We start from the raw sequence: 18835 nt of genomic DNA, 5'->3' as shown, positions 1-18835 counted from the left end.
GATGATTCCAGGGCAATATATCCTTGCGAAAGAAGACATAGTATGTAATGGAAATAAAAAAGCAACGAAAGTTAAGGTGTTAAATCAGGGAGATAGACCGATTCAAATTGGATCTCATTACCACTTTTATGAAGTGAATGAGGCGTTAAAGTTCAATCGTAGTGTAGCAATTGGACAACATTTAAATATTCCAGCGGGTACAGCGGTAAGATTCGAGCCTGGGGATGAAAAAACGATTGAATTAGTTCCATACTCAGGGAAGCAAGAAGTATATGGATTTAAAAATAAAGTGGATGGCGATATTCAATCTTACAAAAAAAGAGGGAGATAGCATGAGCTTTAAGATGTCACGTAAACAATATGCTGATTTATATGGTCCAACTACAGGAGATTCTATTCGTTTAGCGGATACACAATTATTCGCACATATTGATCGGAATTACACCGTATATGGTGATGAAGCTGTCTTTGGTGGAGGGAAATCAATTAGAGATGGTATGGGACAAAATTCGCAACTTACAAGGGAACAGGGTGTTGTGGATGTTGTTATTACCAATGCAATTATTATTGATTATACAGGAGTATATAAAGCGGATATTGGTATAAAAGATGGAAGGATTTCAGCAATTGGTAAGAGTGGTAATCCTTCAGTTATGGATAATATTGATATCATCATTGGAACATCAACGGAAGTAATTTCTGGTGAGCGGAAAATCGTTACAGCTGGAGGTATTGATACACACGTGCATTTCATATCCCCACAACAAATTGATACAGCATTAGCTTCAGGTATAACAACTTTAATTGGTGGAGGAACAGGACCGGCAGAGGGTACTAAGGCAACTACAATAACACCTGGATCTTGGAATTTAAGAAAAATGCTAGAAGCAGCAGAAGCTTTTCCTATAAATCTTGGGTTTTTAGGGAAAGGAAATAGTTCAAGTTTACCTGCCCTGGAAGAACAAATATTTGCAGGGGCTATTGGATTAAAAATTCATGAAGATTGGGGCGCGACTTCTTCAGCAATTAATCACTCGTTACAGATCGCCGATAAATATGATATTCAAGTTGCTATTCATACGGATACGTTAAATGAATGTGGTTTTGTGGAAGAAACGATAAAGGCTATTGATAATCGTGTTATTCATACGTACCACACTGAAGGGGCTGGCGGTGGGCATGCACCAGATATTATAAAGATTGCTGCACTGAATAATATTTTACCTTCTTCAACGAACCCGACCTTGCCATATACAGTGAATACGTTGGATGAACATTTAGATATGCTCATGGTATGTCATCATTTAAAAGCAAATATTCCAGAAGATGTAATGTTTGCGGATTCAAGGATTCGAAAAGAAACAATTGCAGCAGAGGATATTTTGCAAGATTTAGGGGTTTTCAGCATGATTAGCTCTGACTCACAGGCGATGGGAAGGGTTGGAGAGGTTATTATTCGCAATTGGCAAACCGCCGATAAAATGAAAAAGCAGATTGGTAGTTTAGAGGGAGATAAAGAATATAACGATAATAATAGAATTCAACGTTATATAGCTAAGTATACGATTAATCCAGCTATTACACATGGGATTTCAGAATATGTCGGCTCTATTGAAGTAGGAAAGTATGCAGACCTTGTAATATGGGATCCCCAATTTTTCGGTGTTAAGCCAGATATGGTTTTGAAAAACGGGATGGTAGTGATGGCATTAATGGGAGATGAGAATGCTTCGATCCCTACACCACAACCATATTATGAAAAAAAGATGTTTGGTGCATATGGAAAAGCAGTACAGTCAAGTTCGATTACATTTGTATCTAAAGTAGCTTATGAGAATAATATTAAAGAAAAATTAGGTTTAAATAAAGTTGTATTACCTGTTAGAAATACGAGAGAGATTTCTAAGCAAGATATGAAGCTGAATAATGCAACACCAGAAATTGAAGTAGATCCGCAGACATATGAAGTTAAAGTTGATGGACAAGTTATTACGTGTGAAGCAGTAGATGTATTACCTATGGCTCAAAGATATTTTTTATTTTGATATAACGGGGGAGATAAAATGATTATTGAAAAAATTAATAACAACGTATGCAATATGAATGATTTTTCAAATACAAAAAAGCATCTTGATAAAATATTGATTTCTAGTGAACTTTTACTGAAGAGGGTTCAGAAATTATTTTCAGAATCTGGTTTTGAAATTGGAGTGTCTTTAGATAATGGGGAAACATTAAAGAACGGTGATATTTTATATGAAGATGAACATCGTATTGTATATATTGAAGTGTTACCAGAAGAGGTAATTGTAATTACTCCAACGTCAATAAAAGAAATGGGAATTATTGCGCATAACTTAGGAAATAGACATTTGCCAGCACAATTCGATGAAGGGTGTATGATTTTGGCGAACGACTACTTAGTAGAAGAGTTACTCAAAAAGGAAGGTGTTCCTTATCAAAAAGAACATAGAGTATTACCAAAACCGTTCAAGCATGCTTCACACAAGCATATTTAACCTACTTAACCTACTCCAAATTAGTGATTCGAACTTCCCAACAGGAAGTTTTAGTCACTCTTTTGGATTAGAAACATTTATTCAAGAGGGACAAGTTACAAATAAAGGCGAATTTTTCAAATGGATTAATCGATATGTAAAAGTGCAATTAACACACACGGACGGCTTAATTTGCAAATATACTTACGAAGCCATTAAGAATAATGATGATAAGAAAATTACATTTTTAGATGAATTAATAACGGCACAAACATTGCCTTTTGAATGTAGAAAAGCAAATAGAATGATTAGTAAAAGTGCCTCTAAGTTGTGTTGTGAATTGTTTTCATTTGAAAATTTAAATGTGTACAAAGAAAATATTTTTTGTAATAGATTACAAGGACATCCTAGTATTGTATACGGAATATTAGGGGCGGAATTGAAAATGACAATAGAAGAAACGCTCTTAGTTTTCTTATATTCAAGTGTTGGAAGCATTATTCAAAATGGTGTGAGAGCCATTCCTCTTGGGCAAACAGATGGTCAAAAACTATTACAAGAATGCCATGAATTGATCTGTGAATCTATTGATAGAATTCAAATGCTTTCATTAGAGGATTTTGGATTGAATGATCCTGAATTCGAAATAAATCAAATGCAACATGAAGATGTAAATATAAGAGTCTTCATGTCATAGGGAGGAAAAATAAAATGATAAAGCCTATTAAAATTGGTATTGGTGGCCCGGTAGGTGCTGGGAAAACAATGTTAGTTGAAAAGTTAACAAAATATTTAAATACAGATTATGAAATTGCAGCAATTACAAACGATATTTATACGAAAGAAGATGCAAAGATTTTATTGAAAACAGGTGTTTTGCCAGAAGATAGAATTATTGGTGTAGAGACAGGAGGGTGTCCACATACAGCAATTCGAGAGGATGCTTCTATGAATTTTGAAGCAATTGAAGAACTCATGATTAGACATAATAATTTAGATATTATTTTTATTGAAAGTGGGGGTGATAATTTAGCTGCTACATTTAGTCCAGAGCTAGTGGATTTTTCAATTTATATTATCGATGTGGCACAAGGAGAAAAGATTCCTCGTAAAGGTGGACAAGGAATGATCAAATCTGATGTATTTGTGATTAATAAAACGGATTTGGCACCTTATGTAGGGGCTGATCTTGGAGTTATGGAGCAGGATACGAAAAATTACCGACATAATAAACCATATTTTTTTACAAATTTGAAGGATGAGGAAGGCTTACAGGAATTAATAAATTGGATGCGACAAAACATCATGTTAGAAGGATTGAAAAAATGAAAGCCCCTACAGGTGTCTTAAACATTGATGTGATGGAAAAGAGACATAAAACCGTACCTATTAAGGTTTATCATAAAGATGCCTTAAAAGTAACGCAGCCAATATATTTGGACGATTATGGTAGAGCATATTACTATATCATGAATTCTGGTGGAGGCTATTTAAAAGGAGACTTCTATTCTATAAATATAAATGTTCGTGAAGATGCGAAAACATATGTAACAAGCCAATCAGCAACGAAAGTTTACAAGACTCCAAATAGTTATGCTTTGCAAGAATTGAATGTTTGTATTGGTGAAAATGCTGTTATGGAGTATTTACCAGATCCGTTAATTATGTACAAGGATGCAGCATATAAGCAAAAAACAAATATATATATGCAAAGTAATTCTACATTGATTTTATGTGATTCAGTTACGCCTGGTTGGTCTCCAAATATGGAGAAGTTCACATACCAGTATTTTGATTCGCTAACAAAAATATATATGGAAAACAAACTTGTAGTTTACGATCATCTATTGTTAAACCCTTTCAAAGAGTCGTTAGATCAAATGGGAATATTAAATCAATATTCCCATTATGGTACTTTCATAGTTATTAATGAGAACATTACAAATGATTTAATTGCAGCATTGAAAACGTCGCTTTCTAACGCCAATAATATGAAGATTGGAATATCTTCTATGCCCTGTAAAGGTTTTGTCATGCGCATACTCAGTCATAATACAGAGGATATGGAGTCCATATTTTTTCAGTGTCATCGTTTTGTTAGAGAGAACTGTTTGCATGAAGAATTAACATCCTATCGAAAATATTAAGTAGGAGAAGGGGATACTATGACTAATGTGGGATTATTGTTTGTCGGTGCAGTTCTATTTATGAATTCACTAGCAGCTTTTAAACTCATTGATAGCAAAAGCGTAGGGTACTTCAATTTATTTGTAGGGGCATTACAAACTTTGACACCATTATATTTATTATTTACAGGAAGTCCATCCGATGAGTGGACTATCCTATCTAATGGAACTATTTTTTTATTTGGTTTTACTTATTTATATGTTGGTCTTACGAATATATTAAAACTTGATTCTTCGGGTGTAGGTTACTATTCTCTTTGGGTTGCTATTATTGCGACGGTTATGGGAATAGTGAATCAATTACATGAGAGTGGAAGTCTACAAAGTACAATAATTTGGTTCTTTTGGGCGTTCCTTTGGTTTTTATTTTTCCTGCAAGATGGGTTGAAAAAGAAGATCCATATTTATGTAGGGATTGTTTGCTTCATTGAATCTTGGATTACTGCAACGATACCAGCTTTGTTAACACTTACAAATCATACAGACGTGTTAAATGATTTTGTAATTATTTTAGTGACTATTATAACGATTTTAGTTTTCATTATGGCACTTTTCTTTTTTAAGAGTATTCAATTTAGAGTAGAAAGGGTTAGTAACTATGTGGAAAAGTGAACTGAAAAAAGCAACTAACTTTTTTGTTATTATCATATTTCTTCATGTGCTTGGAATTCTCTTATTATTACCTGCACTGTATAAAGGCAATAGCATAATTGGAATGGCTATTATTGCATATTCTTTAGGATTGCGTCATGCGTTTGATAGTGATCATATTGTCGCAATTGATAATACTGTTCGGAAATTAATTGAAAAAGGTAAGAACTCACAGGGGGTGGGATTTTACTTCTCATTAGGACACTCTACTGTAGTATTTGTGATGATAGTATTAATTGCTTTAATTGGAAAAACGGCAAAACATGGAATGGAGAGTTTTTCTACTATAGGCGGTATTATCGGTACAATCGTTTCTAGCACATTCCTTATTATTATCGGTCTTACCAATCTGTTGTACCTTATTAAAGTGTTACGAAGCCAAGAGGATAAGCAACCAGAAAACTTAGGATTTATATATCGTTTCACGCAGCGCTTATTTAGGTTTATTGATAGTCAAAAGCAATTGTATATGATTGGTTTTTTATTTGGGCTTGGTTTTGATACAGCAAGTGAAATTGGATTAATTGCTCTTTCTACAGTAACTGCAACAAGTCAGTCCATTCCACTTGTAAGTATATTTGCTTTTCCTATTTTGTTTGCTGCAGGAATGTCGTTGATGGATACATTAGATAGTACATTCATGAATACGAATTATAAGTGGGCAATGGAAAATAGTCGAATAAGAAATTCATATAATGTATTAATTACCTCAATATCTGTTATAACGGCTTTTTTAATAGGGGGTTATCAACTATTATCTTTGCTTATTGAAAGCTATAATTTACAGGGCCCGTTTTGGAATCTCATACAGGTAGTTAATTTTGATTATTTGGGTATATGTCTTGTTGTATTCTTTATTATTTCTCTTATTGTTTTTGCTGTGTGGAATAGAAATGCCTTTAAAGAACCGCTTACAAAGAGTATAGAGAAATAAAAATATATTGTATGTTATTTGGTTAGTTATGTATATAAAGTAAAGATAAAATAAAAAAACACGTTAGATGGAAATACATCTAACGTGTTTTTATTATTTATGTTTCTTATATTCATGTACTTTTTCTTTTACATTACCAACTGTATCTTTAGCAGTGCCTTTCACTTTATCCCATTTTCCTTCGGCTTGTAATTTCTTATTGTCAGTTACTTTTCCGACAACTTCTTTTACTTCACCCTTTACCTTATCGATGGCACCTTCTACTTTTTCTTTTAAACCATAATTATGCTTTGTCATACATTTCTCCTCCTTGTAGTTTGATTAGAACTCTCTTTTCATATTGCAAGTTGAATGATGTATCTAGTAATAGCGTAACAAATATAGTTTGAATATTCAAATGATTAATAGGATAGAAAAGGAATTGTCATAGAATGTATAAGATTGTAATGGAAGGAGAAAAAATGTTAATTATATGTCTTTTGCAGTCCATATGGATTTCGTATAAGCGATTTTTAAATGAGCGCGCTCCATATTATTTTGACTGATGCTACCGAACCTTGCTTGTCCAACTATTAAATGACAGTCTGTTGCTATAGCTGTTTCTATTCGTTTTTGAATTAATGCAGTATGACACCCTTTACGCTGAAATTCCGGTAAAGTAGCAGAAGCAGCTAATGAGGCAATACCTTTATTTACATACAGTACACCAATGCCTGCAGGGATATTTTGGACTTCAGCTATGAAAAAATGCCAGCCTGGTTTATTGTAAAGAATTTCGTTATTTTGGCGCACGCCATCTTTTGTAAAGGATGGCATGTTAAACCCGCATACATATATATATGCAAAAATATCAAACTCAGTTTCTTTTAGTTTGCGTACTAAAATGTTAGAAGGAAGAAGAGAAGGATCTTCTTTCGGTTTACTATATACAGCGGTATGGAAGCTAGATTGGTAAAATCCTTTTTGAGATAAGTATTGAAATAATTCAGCTGTACCTTGCGCTGGTGTAATTTCAAAACGGCAAGGGATTTGTAGTGATTGATAATAAGAGATAATTTCATCTAACTCATCTGTAGTTGTAAAGGTAACACCTTTTACTGTGTTAAAAGCAGGACCAGCAATTACTTTTGATGAAAAGGCAGTGGCACTCCCAAACTTTTTCATTTGTACTTGCATTGGGTTGCCGCTTATTGCTTGCATTAGCGCTAATCTAGAAGAAAGCATATGTATTTCTGCGTTTTCAATTTCTTGTGCTGTATTGAGTGTCATAACAGTAGTCATAAAATTCCTCCGTCAATAAATATATTTCATAGTACATATACGTTTTATGTTCTGAGATTCCTGTTGAAATGTAAGAGGATAAGAAGTTTTTTGGAAGGGAAATGGAAGTTAACCGTCGAAGGGAGTAGAAACAGATTAAAGGTGGTGCTCTCATGAAACAGAAAGACGTGCAGACATGCTCTAATTGTGGTTCTCAAAACATAGGAGAAGGTGAGTTTGTCGGATATGCACAAATACGGAAAAAGGAGACGATGTTCACATCTTCACCAGTGGATGCTTATATTTGTACAGATTGCGGGAATATCCTTTTATTAAAAGTACGACATTATGAAAAGTTTAAGCAGAAGCCGTTATGATTATTGAGAAGTGTTTTTATTAGGGAATTTAATAGGAGTAATATTTTACATATATATGGGTATGCCTTGTATAAAGAGATGACAACTTATACTGTGTGGGATGCTTATTAATTGTTGCACGACATACAAGAATGTATAGAAGAAATTGTGAATCAATATGAGGAAGAAAAATTAGCTCTTCTTGGAATATTTCATAGCGAAAACTCCTTTAAATGAATAAGGGAGTTTTTTGATTTCTTTATAACAATAATTACCTTTAATTGTTATAATTGGTTATTGAGATGGTTATTTTATTGACACCCCATAATCATGGGGAAAATAGCTAAATCGTATATAAAACCGCTAAATAACACAATCGCAACCGTAAGTTGACAAAGTGCAACCGCAGGAAGATAGAGGTAAGGGCAATGTTTACATACAATTTAGCTAAGAAAACAAAGGGGGATACACATATGGGATTTGGTGAAAAGCTTTTTAAATTAAGAAAGGAAAAGGGCCTTTCTCAAGAGGCGTTAGCTGAAAAATTAAATACGACAAGGCAAGCGGTTAGTAAATGGGAAAACGGTCAAGGTTTTCCTGAAACTGAAAAGTTAATAATGATTGGAAATGTATTTGAAGTATCACTCGACTATTTATTAAAAGAAACTGCTGAGCAAAGTAATGAAAATGTAGATGGCTATTACGTAAGTAAAGAAATGGCAGAAGGGTATATAGTGTATGGACAAAAAATTTCTAAATATATAGCGTTAGGGTTTAGTTTGCTGATTTTATCTACAATACCGTATTTATTATTTAAAGAAAATGCAACAATGTCGACATTCCTTGTCATTATCATTGCTGTCCTTGGAATTGGAGCAATGATGGTACCTGCAACGATAGAAGAGAGTCGATACAATGTATTGAAAAAGGAAGAACTACTATTTGATCAAAACTTTCTAAAAGAATTGACAAAAAGATATGAAGTAATTAAGAAGAAGTATGCTGCAGTGATGATTGTTGGATTTTGTTTTATAGCCGCAGGCGCAATCCCGTTTTTGTTTGAGAAAAAACATATCACTTCAGGCGAATTAGTGCAGTATTATCCGTACTGTGTTGTACTTATTGCTATCGGAGTTTATCTTTTTGTTCGTGTTGTAGGAGTGTGGGAGATGTATCGAATTTTAGTAGAAAATAAAGAATATAGTAATCGTCTTATTTTTAAACTGAAAAAGAAAGTGAGAGAAAAAGTGGATAATTTTTAATAGGAGAAAACTTATTTTTATTCGATTTTTTATGAAAAGTTTAGATAGGAGTGTAATGATGTCAAATCTTCTAGAAATTGAAAATTTAAGTAAATCATTTGGAAACAAAGTTGTTTTAAGAGATGTTTCCTTCAATGTGCCGCCTGGATCAATTGTTGGATTCATTGGTGACAATGGGGCAGGGAAATCAACAACCTTTAAAACAGTACTAGAATTAATTTCTAAAGATAGCGGTACGGTAAAAATATTTGGTGAAGAAAATATAAATAAAGATGCCAAGAGTAAGGAAAAGATAGGGGTTGTATTTGATGCTATGAATCTACCGGCTCATCTTACAATAAAGCAACTAAATAAGGTTTTTGAAAAGATGTTTGAATCTTGGGACCAAGCTAATTTTTATAGATTAGTTAATACTTTCTCTTTATCTACTAATGAGAAAGTAGGTAAATTCTCGCGTGGGATGTCAATGAAACTAACTATAGCTGTTGCGCTGTCGCATAATGCCAAATTATTAATCCTAGATGAAGCGACGGGAGGTCTTGATCCTTCATCTAGGGAGGAAGTGTTAGAGGAATTAAAAAGTTTTGTGAGTAAAAGTAATGGTGGTATATTACTTTCTTCTCATATTATGAGTGATGTAGAAAAAATAGCTAGCCATCTTATCATTATAAAAGATGGAGAAATTTTATTGAACGAAGAAAAGGATAAAGTTTTGAAAAGTTACTCCATTGTAGATGTTGATGAGGAACAACTAGCTTTAATTAACAAAGATATAGTTGTGGCCAGAAGGAGCCATGGTTCTTATTTCAATGTACTCGTATCAGATGTACATAAATTACCAAGTGGTATTGCTCATAGAACCATCTCGATAGAAGAAATGAGTGTCTTATTAACGAGGAGTGAAAAATAAATGAGAGGTTTATTATTGACAAACTATTATCTAGTGTATCGAACTTTCTTTATGTTTATGGGAATAGCGATATTGGGAGCCGGAGTCGTTTTTTATTTTGGTGATGCTTCCATGTACCGCTTAATTGCTACGTTCATTATCTTATTTGCTGCAATTCCTGCACTTGAAGTTATTAAATATGAGAGTAAGTCAGGTTATGAAAAGTATGTACTTACTTTACCAGTTACTAGAAGTAATATTGTGCAAAGCCACTACTTTTTCTATTTTTTAGTTGTAATTATAGGTACTTTATTATCATATGGCATATTTTATGTACATGGTTTAGTTTCAGGTACACCAATTGATGATGGTATATTTAAGAGTGTTTCTTTAGGGACCTTCATCATTCTTAATGCCGGAGCAATAGCCTATCCACTCCTCTATGTTTTTGGAGCAGAAAAATCTGATGCTATTACAATTGGAGGTGCATGTGGGGGACTTGTTACTTATTTTGGATTACAAGGTATAATTGGTTATCTAATAGACCAATTTCCAATATCAAATTTAAATTCATCTGTATACGTTTCAATTTTATATACAATATTTGGCGTTATCATATATATCTTTTCTTTTTTTATTTCGGTATTTATATATCGTAAGAAGGAATTTTAGTATATTTTCTCTTAGTATTTTCTGAATTATTTCCAAAGAAATAATTCAGAAAATACAGAAAAATGTCGTAATTATTTGTGGAAGTCTGTTATAATAAACGAAAAATGAAAACGCTTTAAAGGGGGATGTAACCAATATGATGATGAATGTACCGCTAACAATTAGTTCTATGATGGAAAGAGCAGAAAAGTTATTCCCAAAGAAAGAAATCGTTTCACGCACACATGATACAGTTACGACATTAACGTATAAGCAGTTAGGAGAAAGAACGAGAAGACTTTCTAGTGCGTTAAAAAAGCTTGGGATTCAAGAAGGCGAACGTGTAGGGACGTTAGCGTGGAATCATCATCGACATGTAGAAGCATATTTTGCTATTCCGGGTATTGCTTCCGTTTTACACACAATTAATATTCGTTTATCTCCTCAACATATTTCATACATTATTCAGCATGCAGAAGATCGAATTCTACTTATTGATGAAGATCTCGTACCACTTGTTGAAAATATTCAATCAGAATTATCAACTGTACAAGCCTACATTATTATGACTGATAAAGATGAACTTCCAAATACTTCACTGGAGCCTGTATATCATTATGAAAAGCTATTAGCAGAGGGTGATCCAAATTTCCAATTTGTAAAGGATATTGATGAAACTACACCTGCTGGTATGTGTTATACGTCAGCGACTACAGGGAATCCAAAAGGGGTTGTTTATACACATCGTAGTACAGTGTTGCACTGTATGGCACTCGGATTAGCGGATACGACAGCTTTATCGGAAAGTGATGCAGCAATGGCTATTGTACCAATGTTTCATGTGAACGCTTGGGGACTTCCTTTTGCGGCTACTTGGTTTGGGGCAAAACAAGTTCTTCCGGGGCCGATGTTTACGCCGAAAATTTTATTAGAAATGATTCAAACTGAAAAAGTAACGATAGCTGCAGGTGTGCCGACAATTTGGCTCGGTGTTTTACAAGAGTTAGAAAATAATAGTTATGATTTATCTAGTATAACGAGATTACTATGCGGAGGCGCAGCTGCACCGAAAAGCGTTATTAAAGCGTTTGAGCAAAAATATAATGTTCCTTTCGTACATGCATATGGCATGACTGAAACAAGTCCACTTGTAACGCTTGCACGTCTAAAAAGTTATGAAACAGATTTAGCGTATGAAGAACAACTTGAGATTCGTTCGAAGCAAGGATATCTTGTTCCTGGTGTAGAGATGAAGGTAGTTGGTGCAGAGGGTGAAGTGAAGTGGGATGGTACTGAAATGGGAGAACTATGTTTACGAGCACCCTGGATCGCTGCAAGTTATTATAACGATGAACGTACGGTGGAAGGGTTCCGTGACGGTTGGTTATATACTGGCGATGTCGTTACAGTCGATGAGGAAGGTTGCGTGAAAATTGTTGATCGTACGAAGGATGTTATTAAAAGCGGAGGAGAATGGATTTCCTCAGTTGATCTTGAAAATGCTTTAATGGCACATGATGCTATATTTGAAGCGGCTGTCGTTGCAATTCCCCATCCGCAGTGGCAAGAGCGACCAATTGCTTGCGTTGTTCAAAAGAAAAATAGTACGGTTACAAAAGAAGAACTATATGAGTTTTTAAAACCACAGTTTGCGAAGTGGTGGTTACCAGATGATATTGTATTTATGGAAGAAATACCGAAAACATCTGTTGGGAAGTTTTTAAAGCAAACGCTCCGGAAAGAACTGGAGCATTTGCATAAAGAGAAATAAAATAAGTTTAATTGTTAACTTTCTTTAAAAATAAGTTGACAAAAATTAAGCGGAAAGATAATATAACTCCTATAATATGTTATCTAAAATGGAATTTAAGTTTACAAACAGGAGAAGCAAATATGAATACAAAAAATTTAGTTTTCGTCGCTTTATTTAGTTCTATTATGGGAGTACTAGGGTTAATACCTCCAATCGCTCTTTCTATTACACCAGTTCCTATTACATTACAATCGCTTGGAGTTATGCTTGCGGGTGGACTGTTAGGATCACGTCTTGGTGCACTGAGTCAGCTTATTTTCTTACTTATTGTCGGAGTTGGAGCGCCACTACTTGCTGGCGGGCGTGGAGGCCTTGGAGTATTTTTTGGTCCAAGTGCAGGATATTTACTTGGTTATATTGTAGGAGCATTTGTAATTGGCTATTTAATTGAGCGTTTACGTGAAGTTTCTATTATAAAAGTATTATGCATTAATATAATTGGTGGTATTTTCGTTGTTTATGTATTTGGTATTATTGTACAAGCTTTCGTAATGGATATTTCCATATGGAAAACGATGAAAGTAAGTATCGTGTTTTTACCAGGTGATTGCATAAAAGCGATTATAGCAGCAATCCTCGTGACAAAATTACATCGTTCATTGAAACACATTATTACGCCCGCTTTAAAGAATGGAAAATATACAAATGCGGGATAAGAAAGAGAAGAAACACGTTAATTGCGTGTTTCTTTTTGTTATTTTGTAAAGAAAGGACGTCTCATATGGGGATTACAAAAGAATACAAAAAGCATGTCTCTTTACAACCAAATAAAATAGCGATTAAGGAAAATGATAGAGTTTTAACACATAAAGAGTGGTTTGAGTCAGTTTGTAAAGTAGCAAACTGGTTGCATGAAAAAGAATCGAAGAATAAAACGGTAGCAATTGTATTAGAAAATAGTATGGAGTTTTTACAACTATTTGCTGGTGCTGCTATGGCCGGGTGGGTTTGTGTACCACTAGATATAAAGTGGAAACAGGATGAGCTTGAAGAAAGAATTGCAATCAGTAATCCGGATATGATTGTGACAGAGCGATATAAGGTAAATGATCTACCGGGTGAAGAAGGAAGAGTAATTGAAATTGGTGAGTGGAAGAGAATGATAGAGAAATATCTTCCTACATATTCCCCTGTAGAGAATGTACATCATGCTCCTTTTTATATGGGATTTACATCCGGATCGACTGGGAAGGCAAAAGCATTTTTACGTGCACAACAATCGTGGATTCATAGTTTTGATTGTAATGTACATGACTTTCATATGAAAAAAGAAGACTCTATTTTAATAGCTGGGCCGCTCGTTCATTCTCTTTTTTTATACGGGGCAATAAGTTCATTATTTCTAGGGCAAACGGTACACATATTGAGAAAATTTGTACCAGTTCAAGTGCTATCTAGTATAAAGATAGAGAATATTTCTGTAATGTATACAGTTCCTACAATGCTTGAGTCTTTGTATAAAGAAAATAAAGTAATTGAAAGTGAAATGAAAATTATTTCGTCAGGAGCAAAATGGGAAGCTGAAGCGAAAGAAAAGATGAAGAATATGTTACCTTATGCAAAAAGATATGAGTTTTATGGTGCGTCTGAGCTAAGCTTTGTAACGGCATTGGTCGATGAAGAGAGTGAAAGAAAGCCGACTTCAGTAGGGAAACCTTGTCATAATGTACAAGTTCGAATATGTAATGAAGCAGGAGAAGAGGTACAGACAGGTGAGATAGGAACTGTGTATGTGAAAAGTGATCAGTTTTTTATGGGCTATGTATCGGATGGAGCTATAATCCCGCAATTGACCAAAGATGGTTGGATGACAGTACAAGATGTGGGCTACCAAGATGAAGAAGGCTTTATATATATTGTTGGTAGAGAGAAGAACATGATTTTATTTGGAGGAATCAATATTTACCCAGAAGAGATAGAAAGTTTGCTATATACGCATCCAGCTGTTGAAGAAATTGTTGTTGTCGGTATAAAAGATAGTTATTGGGGTGAAAAGCCTGTCGCTATCGTAAAAGGAAGTGCTACAAAGCAACAATTAAAGAGTTTTTGCTTACAACGATTATCATCTTTTAAAATACCGAAAGAATGGCACTTTGTTGATGAAATACCTTATACAAATAGTGGGAAGATTGCTCGTATCGAAGCAAAAAGTATGATTGAAAACCGGGAGAAGATATATGAATAGGGCGGTTATTGTAGAAGCGAAAAGAACACCTATTGGTAAAAAAAACGGGATGTTGAAAGATTATGAAGTTCAGCAATTAGCAACGCCACTTCTTACGTTTTTAAGCAAAGGAATTGAGAGAGAAATAGATGATGTCATATTAGGAAATGTTGTTGGACCAGGAGGTAACGTTGCAAGATTATCTGCTTTAGAAGCAGGGCTCGGTTATCATCTACCTGGTGTAACGATTGATCGGCAATGCGGTGCTGGATTGGAAGCCATTCGTACCGCATGCCATCTCATTCAAGGCGGGGCAGGTAATTGTTATATTGCAGGAGGAGTAGAAAGTACAAGTACATCACCTTTTCAAAATAGAGCGAGGTTTTCGCCTGAAACAATTGGTGATCCTGACATGGGAGTAGCGGCTGAATATGTTGCAGAGCGTTATAACATAACGAGGGAAATGCAAGACGAGTATGCTTGCCTCAGTTATAAACGAACACTGCAAGCATTAGAAAAAGGATATATACATGATGAAATATTGTTTTTTAATGGATTGTTAGATGAATCTATAAAGCTAGAAATGAATTATGAACGAATCATTAAAAGAACAAAACCGGCATTTTTACAGAATGGTACAGTAACGGCAGGTAATTCGTGTGGTGTAAATGATGGGGCATGTGCCGTTCTTGTAATGGAAGAGGGGCAAGCCCGAAAATTAGGATACAAGCCTGTACTTCGTTTCGTTCGTAGTGCTGTAGTTGGAGTGGATCCAAATCTTCCGGGAACTGGTCCGATATTTGCGGTGAATAAATTATTAAATGAAATGAATGTAAAAGTAGAGGATATAGATTATTTTGAAATAAATGAAGCATTTGCTTCAAAAATTGTGGCATGTGCAAAGGAGTTACAAATTCCGTACGAAAAATTAAATGTAAATGGTGGTGCAATTGCGCTCGGGCATCCGTACGGTGCGTCTGGATCTATGCTTGTAACACGCTTGTTTTATCAGGCTAAAAGAGAGCATATGAAATATGGAGTTGCGACATTAGGAATTGGGGGCGGGATAGGGCTTGCTCTATTATTTGAAAAAATAGAAGACTAGCTCCTACACTAGTTTTCTACTCTTTGAGGAGTATAAACATTGCTACCAGGTTTTGCTTTTATTTCATTCCAAGCAGCGATAGCATCAGTTTTTGATTTTCCTTTGTTATTTGGATCTTCGAAAAAGTCACGAGTAAAACGATTGTATTCAAATTGTGTGCCGATAGTTGTTTTATAGGATGGGTCTTTTTTACGTTCGTTTTCTTCGTACCAAAACGTTATCGCGTCTTCATATGTTTTTCCAACATTCTCTTTAAAAAACTGTTGAAGAGCTACTGTAAAGCGGAAGTTTGCTCCGATTTTTTCTTTGAAAAAAGCACGAACATCTTCGCTACAGCGGTGATTGTTAGTAATAATAGTTTGAAGGGAAAGGTCTTTATAGGATAGGGAGGCTTTACTCACCTTTTGACCGGAGCTGTTTTTTAATATTTTACCAGTAGTTAAATAATGGGAGATACGCTCGGTTATTTCGATCTTAGAGCCACTAGCTGGCAAATCATGTTCACGACAAAATGTTTGCAGTTCTGCTTTTAACCAATAATAGTTTTGGAAATCTTCAAGTGATATAGACTTTGTTAAAGGTGGACGCATGAATGTAACAACTTCTTTCTTCCATAATTTTCTTTAATTATAAAACATACGTTCTTTTTGTGGAAGGATTAATTTGTAAATATAATGGGAAGAGGAGATTACATATGGAAAATGTAATGCAAGTTCGTGTTACCGGAATTTTAACTGAAGATGAAAAGGTGTTACTAGTAAAGCAAAAAGTTGCTAATCGCAATTGGTCTTTACCTGGAGGAAGGGTAGAGAATGGTGAGACGTTAGAGGAAGCAATGATTCGGGAAATGCGAGAAGAAACAGGGTTAGAAGTTAAAATTAAGAAGCTACTCTATGTTTGTGATAAACCAGATGCTAGCCCATCTTTATTGCATATTACGTTTCTGCTTGAAAGGATTACAGGGGAAATTACGCTTCCGTCTAATGAATATGATCTCAACCCAATTCATGATGTACAAATGGTAGCGATAGAAGAATTAAGTAGTTATGGTTTTTCTGATAAATTTACTAAACTTGCATCTGAAAACTTCTTGAATGCAGGAAGTTATCAAGGTTTAAAACAAAATATTGGTTTGTAAATATCAACTACTTAGAATACCGATTTTTGTCGGTAAATCGATATCTCTTGTCGAAATGTCGTTCCTGTAATTTCATTTACCGTATTACTATGTAGGATGCAAAAAAATAAGGAGATGTCTCTAGTTTGAAATTTGACTAGACGCCATCTCCTTAAAATGTTTTACACTGCTGACTGTAAAGAAGAAACAAGTTGATTTAAAAACTCATCCCCAGCCATAATCGCTCTCCCACCACCACGAGCACTCTTTTTATTTCCTCCGCCTTTTCCTTCAATTATAGGAAGGGCCTCTTTTAAAAGAGCATTCATATCGAGTGTCACTGCTTTACCACAAGCAAGAATACATTGTAATTTGTCCTCATTTTCAATAACGAAGTATGTAATTGCATGCTCTTGTTGTTCTGTAATGATAGCGGAAAGTTTTGCGATTTCTTGCATGGAACGATTAATAAATACTTTAGAAATAAGTGTTCCAGCGTGTATTCCTTCTGGCTGTTGCAATAGTTCATTCGCTTCTGCAAATAATAGTTTTTCATTCATTGTTTGTAGTGCTTTTTCGTTTTCTTTTTGGGATGTAAGAAGTTGGGATACTTTTGCTGGAATACCAGCTTCGCTACTGTTTAATTGTTTAGAAACATCTTTCATAATTTGTTGTTGTTGACCCATTAATTTTAGTGTGCGCCAGCCAGCGATAAACGTTAAGCGTATACCACCTTTATTGCGATCCCATCCTAGTACTTGAATAGGACCTACTTCACCAGTGTGTTTCGGATGCGTTCCGCCACAGCCGTTGTAATCATAGTTTTCGATAATAACAACGCGTATATTTTCTGTCATAGTCGGTTCTTTGCGAAGAGGTAATGTTTTCGCTTCTTCTAAGTTCATCCACTTTATACGGATCGGATGGTTTTCAAAAACAATTTTGTTGGCAATTTGCATAGCCTTTTCAACTGTTTCTGCATGCAGATTTTCCGTTTCTAAATCAATTGTTATCGTTTCTTTTCCGAGGTGGAACCCAATTGTTGGTATGTTAAAATAATCCCAAAAAGCAGCAGATAAAATGTGCTGAGCTGTATGTTGCTGCATATGATCAAAACGGCGATCCCAATCTATTTTCCCCTCTACTTCTTCTGTATGTAATTGTTCTACTATGAAATGACGAATTTCTCCATTTACTTCTTCAACGTTACTTACCGGAATACCATTTAAAGTTCCAGTGTCGTGTGGTTGTCCGCCGCCTGTTGGATAAAATGCGGTTTCACTTAAGACAACATATAAGTTTCCTTCTGTACTATAATCTTGCTTTATAACTTTAGAAGTAAAGTCTTTCTTATAAGCGTCGATGTAATATAATTTTTGCTCCAATTTTCTTTCCCCTTTCGTGTTAGCTAGTTTCATTGTAAAGCAATTGAAATTAGTTTCCTAATATTTCAGAAGAAAGAAACTATTTTTAGAATTTTCTTGCTATAATAAGAAGAAAATGCGGGGGTGGAATGAATATGTCATATGAAAACGGCGTAGATAAACTGCTTAGTTTAAGCAGAAATATTTCTGAATTATATCGAGAACTAAATGAAATGACCCGGATTTTAACGGATTGTAACCGAGAAAGTGTGAAATTTGATCGGTTATATGTAAAGGAGTTACTTTGGAAGAAAGAAGATGTACTAGAAAAATATGACCAACTACTTGTACAACTTTGTATTAATGAATGCTTTGATTTAAAAAGTGTCATTACAGGAGAATATAAGTATACATACGAAGAAGTAGAAAGCATAGTTTTACAATTTAATGAAGCGTATAATGTCGCAATTTTAATTAAAGATGTTTGTAAGGAATTACAGTTTACATATGGAATTGATATGGACATAACGAGAACAGCTCGGGTACAAACATCTCAAGTATAAAAAGGGAAAAGAAAGCAGATCC

General features: G+C 34.6%; 22 protein-coding genes and 1 pseudogene. 19 read left to right on the top strand and 4 right to left on the bottom strand.

All coding sequences use genetic code 11. The features are described from left to right. Position 1 precedes the first annotated feature (1 nt). Genes LUS72_RS17630 through LUS72_RS17595 form a run of 8 tightly spaced genes read left to right on the top strand, consistent with a single transcriptional unit; the run spans position 2 to position 6269 of the window. A complete protein-coding gene (locus LUS72_RS17630) occupies positions 2–331 on the top strand; it encodes an urease subunit beta (protein ID WP_000612162.1) in 330 nt (109 codons plus the stop codon). A 1-nt stretch (position 332) separates the two neighbouring features. Continuing rightward, the gene (gene ureC / locus LUS72_RS17625; protein ID WP_097829092.1) at positions 333–2045 is read left to right on the top strand and encodes an urease subunit alpha; all 1713 of its coding nucleotides are present in this window, start codon (positions 333–335) and stop codon (positions 2043–2045) included. Between the two features lie 18 nt (positions 2046–2063). Beyond that, positions 2064–2519 (top strand): urease accessory protein UreE, encoded by a 456-nt coding sequence (locus LUS72_RS17620; RefSeq protein ID WP_097829091.1) that lies wholly within the window; start codon positions 2064–2066, stop codon positions 2517–2519. Then, positions 2497–3195 (top strand): urease accessory protein UreF, encoded by a 699-nt coding sequence (locus LUS72_RS17615; protein WP_097829090.1) that lies wholly within the window; start codon positions 2497–2499, stop codon positions 3193–3195. The genes LUS72_RS17620 and LUS72_RS17615 overlap by 23 nt, the downstream gene beginning before the upstream one ends. A gap of 14 nt (positions 3196–3209) precedes the next feature. Beyond that, positions 3210–3827, top strand: coding sequence for an urease accessory protein UreG (gene ureG / locus LUS72_RS17610; RefSeq protein ID WP_097829089.1), 618 nt, complete (start codon positions 3210–3212; stop codon positions 3825–3827). Further along, positions 3824–4645, top strand: coding sequence for an urease accessory protein UreD (locus tag LUS72_RS17605; protein ID WP_264449072.1), 822 nt, complete (start codon positions 3824–3826; stop codon positions 4643–4645). The genes ureG and LUS72_RS17605 overlap by 4 nt, the downstream gene beginning before the upstream one ends. An 18-nt stretch (positions 4646–4663) precedes the next feature. Beyond that, on the top strand, positions 4664–5296 hold the full coding sequence (locus tag LUS72_RS17600) for an AmiS/UreI family transporter (protein WP_264447564.1): 633 nt from the start codon (positions 4664–4666) through the stop codon (positions 5294–5296). Continuing rightward, on the top strand, positions 5283–6269 hold the full coding sequence (locus LUS72_RS17595) for a HoxN/HupN/NixA family nickel/cobalt transporter (RefSeq protein WP_002128522.1): 987 nt from the start codon (positions 5283–5285) through the stop codon (positions 6267–6269). The genes LUS72_RS17600 and LUS72_RS17595 overlap by 14 nt, the downstream gene beginning before the upstream one ends. 93 nt (positions 6270–6362) lie before the next feature. On the opposite strand, the gene LUS72_RS17590 is transcribed toward LUS72_RS17595, so the two are convergent. Both LUS72_RS17590 and LUS72_RS17585 read right to left on the bottom strand, forming a co-directional pair. Continuing rightward, positions 6363–6566 carry a CsbD family protein gene (locus tag LUS72_RS17590; protein WP_264447561.1) on the bottom strand — a complete coding sequence of 68 codons (204 nt, stop codon included), beginning with the start codon at positions 6564–6566 and terminating at the stop codon, positions 6363–6365. A 171-nt stretch (positions 6567–6737) separates the two neighbouring features. Then, positions 6738–7550, bottom strand: a complete 813-nt coding sequence (locus LUS72_RS17585) for a GNAT family N-acetyltransferase (protein ID WP_264447559.1) — start codon at positions 7548–7550, stop codon at positions 6738–6740. A 152-nt stretch (positions 7551–7702) separates the two neighbouring features. Here LUS72_RS17585 and LUS72_RS17580 point away from each other — a divergent pair, with 152 nt between their 5' ends. The 9 genes and pseudogenes from LUS72_RS17580 (at position 7703) to LUS72_RS17545 (ending at position 15769) form a co-directional block, all read left to right on the top strand. Beyond that, on the top strand, positions 7703–7906 hold the full coding sequence (locus LUS72_RS17580; protein WP_000810209.1) for a hypothetical protein: 204 nt from the start codon (positions 7703–7705) through the stop codon (positions 7904–7906). Positions 7907–7984: 78 nt separating this feature from the next. Beyond that, positions 7985–8095: pseudogene (locus LUS72_RS27325) on the top strand (N-acetyltransferase); the annotation flags it as partial. Positions 8096–8358: 263 nt separating this feature from the next. Beyond that, positions 8359–9147: a helix-turn-helix domain-containing protein gene (locus LUS72_RS17575; RefSeq protein ID WP_097829083.1), complete on the top strand. Its 789-nt coding sequence runs from the start codon at positions 8359–8361 to the stop codon at positions 9145–9147. 58 nt (positions 9148–9205) lie between these two features. Beyond that, positions 9206–10057 (top strand): ABC transporter ATP-binding protein, encoded by an 852-nt coding sequence (locus tag LUS72_RS17570; RefSeq protein ID WP_097829082.1) that lies wholly within the window; start codon positions 9206–9208, stop codon positions 10055–10057. Then, the gene (locus LUS72_RS17565; RefSeq protein ID WP_097829081.1) at positions 10058–10708 is read left to right on the top strand and encodes an ABC-2 transporter permease; all 651 of its coding nucleotides are present in this window, start codon (positions 10058–10060) and stop codon (positions 10706–10708) included. 136 nt (positions 10709–10844) lie between these two features. Next, complete coding sequence (locus tag LUS72_RS17560) at positions 10845–12458, top strand: long-chain fatty acid--CoA ligase (RefSeq protein ID WP_097829080.1); 1614 nt, start codon at positions 10845–10847, stop codon at positions 12456–12458. Positions 12459–12580: 122 nt separating this feature from the next. Next, complete coding sequence (locus LUS72_RS17555; protein WP_097829079.1) at positions 12581–13156, top strand: biotin transporter BioY; 576 nt, start codon at positions 12581–12583, stop codon at positions 13154–13156. A 65-nt stretch (positions 13157–13221) separates the two neighbouring features. After that, on the top strand, positions 13222–14685 hold the full coding sequence (locus LUS72_RS17550; RefSeq protein ID WP_097829078.1) for an acyl-CoA synthetase: 1464 nt from the start codon (positions 13222–13224) through the stop codon (positions 14683–14685). Continuing rightward, a complete protein-coding gene (locus LUS72_RS17545) occupies positions 14678–15769 on the top strand; it encodes an acetyl-CoA C-acyltransferase (RefSeq protein ID WP_097829077.1) in 1092 nt (363 codons plus the stop codon). The genes LUS72_RS17550 and LUS72_RS17545 overlap by 8 nt, the downstream gene beginning before the upstream one ends. Before the next feature lie 8 nt (positions 15770–15777). Here the strand turns inward: LUS72_RS17545 and LUS72_RS17540 are convergent, their stop codons facing one another. Further along, a complete protein-coding gene (locus LUS72_RS17540) occupies positions 15778–16359 on the bottom strand; it encodes a DUF6434 domain-containing protein (RefSeq protein WP_097829076.1) in 582 nt (193 codons plus the stop codon). A 104-nt stretch (positions 16360–16463) separates the two neighbouring features. Here LUS72_RS17540 and LUS72_RS17535 point away from each other — a divergent pair, with 104 nt between their 5' ends. Further along, positions 16464–16907, top strand: coding sequence for an NUDIX hydrolase (locus LUS72_RS17535; RefSeq protein WP_097829075.1), 444 nt, complete (start codon positions 16464–16466; stop codon positions 16905–16907). A 161-nt stretch (positions 16908–17068) separates the two neighbouring features. On the opposite strand, the gene LUS72_RS17530 is transcribed toward LUS72_RS17535, so the two are convergent. Continuing rightward, the gene (locus LUS72_RS17530) at positions 17069–18271 is read right to left on the bottom strand and encodes an alanyl-tRNA editing protein (RefSeq protein ID WP_264447554.1); all 1203 of its coding nucleotides are present in this window, start codon (positions 18269–18271) and stop codon (positions 17069–17071) included. A 134-nt stretch (positions 18272–18405) separates the two neighbouring features. Here LUS72_RS17530 and LUS72_RS17525 point away from each other — a divergent pair, with 134 nt between their 5' ends. Beyond that, positions 18406–18813: a hypothetical protein gene (locus LUS72_RS17525; protein WP_141533355.1), complete on the top strand. Its 408-nt coding sequence runs from the start codon at positions 18406–18408 to the stop codon at positions 18811–18813. The last annotated feature ends 22 nt before the right edge of the window (positions 18814–18835 follow it).

Origin of the sequence: Bacillus cereus (assembly GCF_025917685.1) — a bacterium.
Classification (GTDB): Bacteria; Bacillota; Bacilli; order Bacillales; family Bacillaceae_G; genus Bacillus_A; species Bacillus_A cereus_AT.
This window is presented reverse-complemented; position numbering and strand designations above follow the sequence as displayed.

Bases quoted from the DNA above. Each gene is read 5' to 3' on its own strand.
- LUS72_RS17630 (WP_000612162.1), top strand. From the start codon at position 2: ATGATTCCAGGGCAATATATCCTTGCGAAAGAAGACATAGTATGTAAT.
- ureC (WP_097829092.1), top strand. From the start codon at position 333: ATGAGCTTTAAGATGTCACGTAAACAATATGCTGATTTATATGGTCCA.
- LUS72_RS17620 (WP_097829091.1), top strand. From the start codon at position 2,064: ATGATTATTGAAAAAATTAATAACAACGTATGCAATATGAATGATTTT.
- LUS72_RS17615 (WP_097829090.1), top strand. From the start codon at position 2,497: ATGCTTCACACAAGCATATTTAACCTACTTAACCTACTCCAAATTAGT.
- ureG (WP_097829089.1), top strand. From the start codon at position 3,210: ATGATAAAGCCTATTAAAATTGGTATTGGTGGCCCGGTAGGTGCTGGG.
- LUS72_RS17605 (WP_264449072.1), top strand. From the start codon at position 3,824: ATGAAAGCCCCTACAGGTGTCTTAAACATTGATGTGATGGAAAAGAGA.
- LUS72_RS17600 (WP_264447564.1), top strand. From the start codon at position 4,664: ATGACTAATGTGGGATTATTGTTTGTCGGTGCAGTTCTATTTATGAAT.
- LUS72_RS17595 (WP_002128522.1), top strand. From the start codon at position 5,283: ATGTGGAAAAGTGAACTGAAAAAAGCAACTAACTTTTTTGTTATTATC.
- LUS72_RS17590 (WP_264447561.1), bottom strand. From the start codon at position 6,566: ATGACAAAGCATAATTATGGTTTAAAAGAAAAAGTAGAAGGTGCCATC.
- LUS72_RS17585 (WP_264447559.1), bottom strand. From the start codon at position 7,550: ATGACTACTGTTATGACACTCAATACAGCACAAGAAATTGAAAACGCA.
- LUS72_RS17580 (WP_000810209.1), top strand. From the start codon at position 7,703: ATGAAACAGAAAGACGTGCAGACATGCTCTAATTGTGGTTCTCAAAAC.
- LUS72_RS17575 (WP_097829083.1), top strand. From the start codon at position 8,359: ATGGGATTTGGTGAAAAGCTTTTTAAATTAAGAAAGGAAAAGGGCCTT.
- LUS72_RS17570 (WP_097829082.1), top strand. From the start codon at position 9,206: ATGTCAAATCTTCTAGAAATTGAAAATTTAAGTAAATCATTTGGAAAC.
- LUS72_RS17565 (WP_097829081.1), top strand. From the start codon at position 10,058: ATGAGAGGTTTATTATTGACAAACTATTATCTAGTGTATCGAACTTTC.
- LUS72_RS17560 (WP_097829080.1), top strand. From the start codon at position 10,845: ATGATGATGAATGTACCGCTAACAATTAGTTCTATGATGGAAAGAGCA.
- LUS72_RS17555 (WP_097829079.1), top strand. From the start codon at position 12,581: ATGAATACAAAAAATTTAGTTTTCGTCGCTTTATTTAGTTCTATTATG.
- LUS72_RS17550 (WP_097829078.1), top strand. From the start codon at position 13,222: ATGGGGATTACAAAAGAATACAAAAAGCATGTCTCTTTACAACCAAAT.
- LUS72_RS17545 (WP_097829077.1), top strand. From the start codon at position 14,678: ATGAATAGGGCGGTTATTGTAGAAGCGAAAAGAACACCTATTGGTAAA.
- LUS72_RS17540 (WP_097829076.1), bottom strand. From the start codon at position 16,359: ATGCGTCCACCTTTAACAAAGTCTATATCACTTGAAGATTTCCAAAAC.
- LUS72_RS17535 (WP_097829075.1), top strand. From the start codon at position 16,464: ATGGAAAATGTAATGCAAGTTCGTGTTACCGGAATTTTAACTGAAGAT.
- LUS72_RS17525 (WP_141533355.1), top strand. From the start codon at position 18,406: ATGTCATATGAAAACGGCGTAGATAAACTGCTTAGTTTAAGCAGAAAT.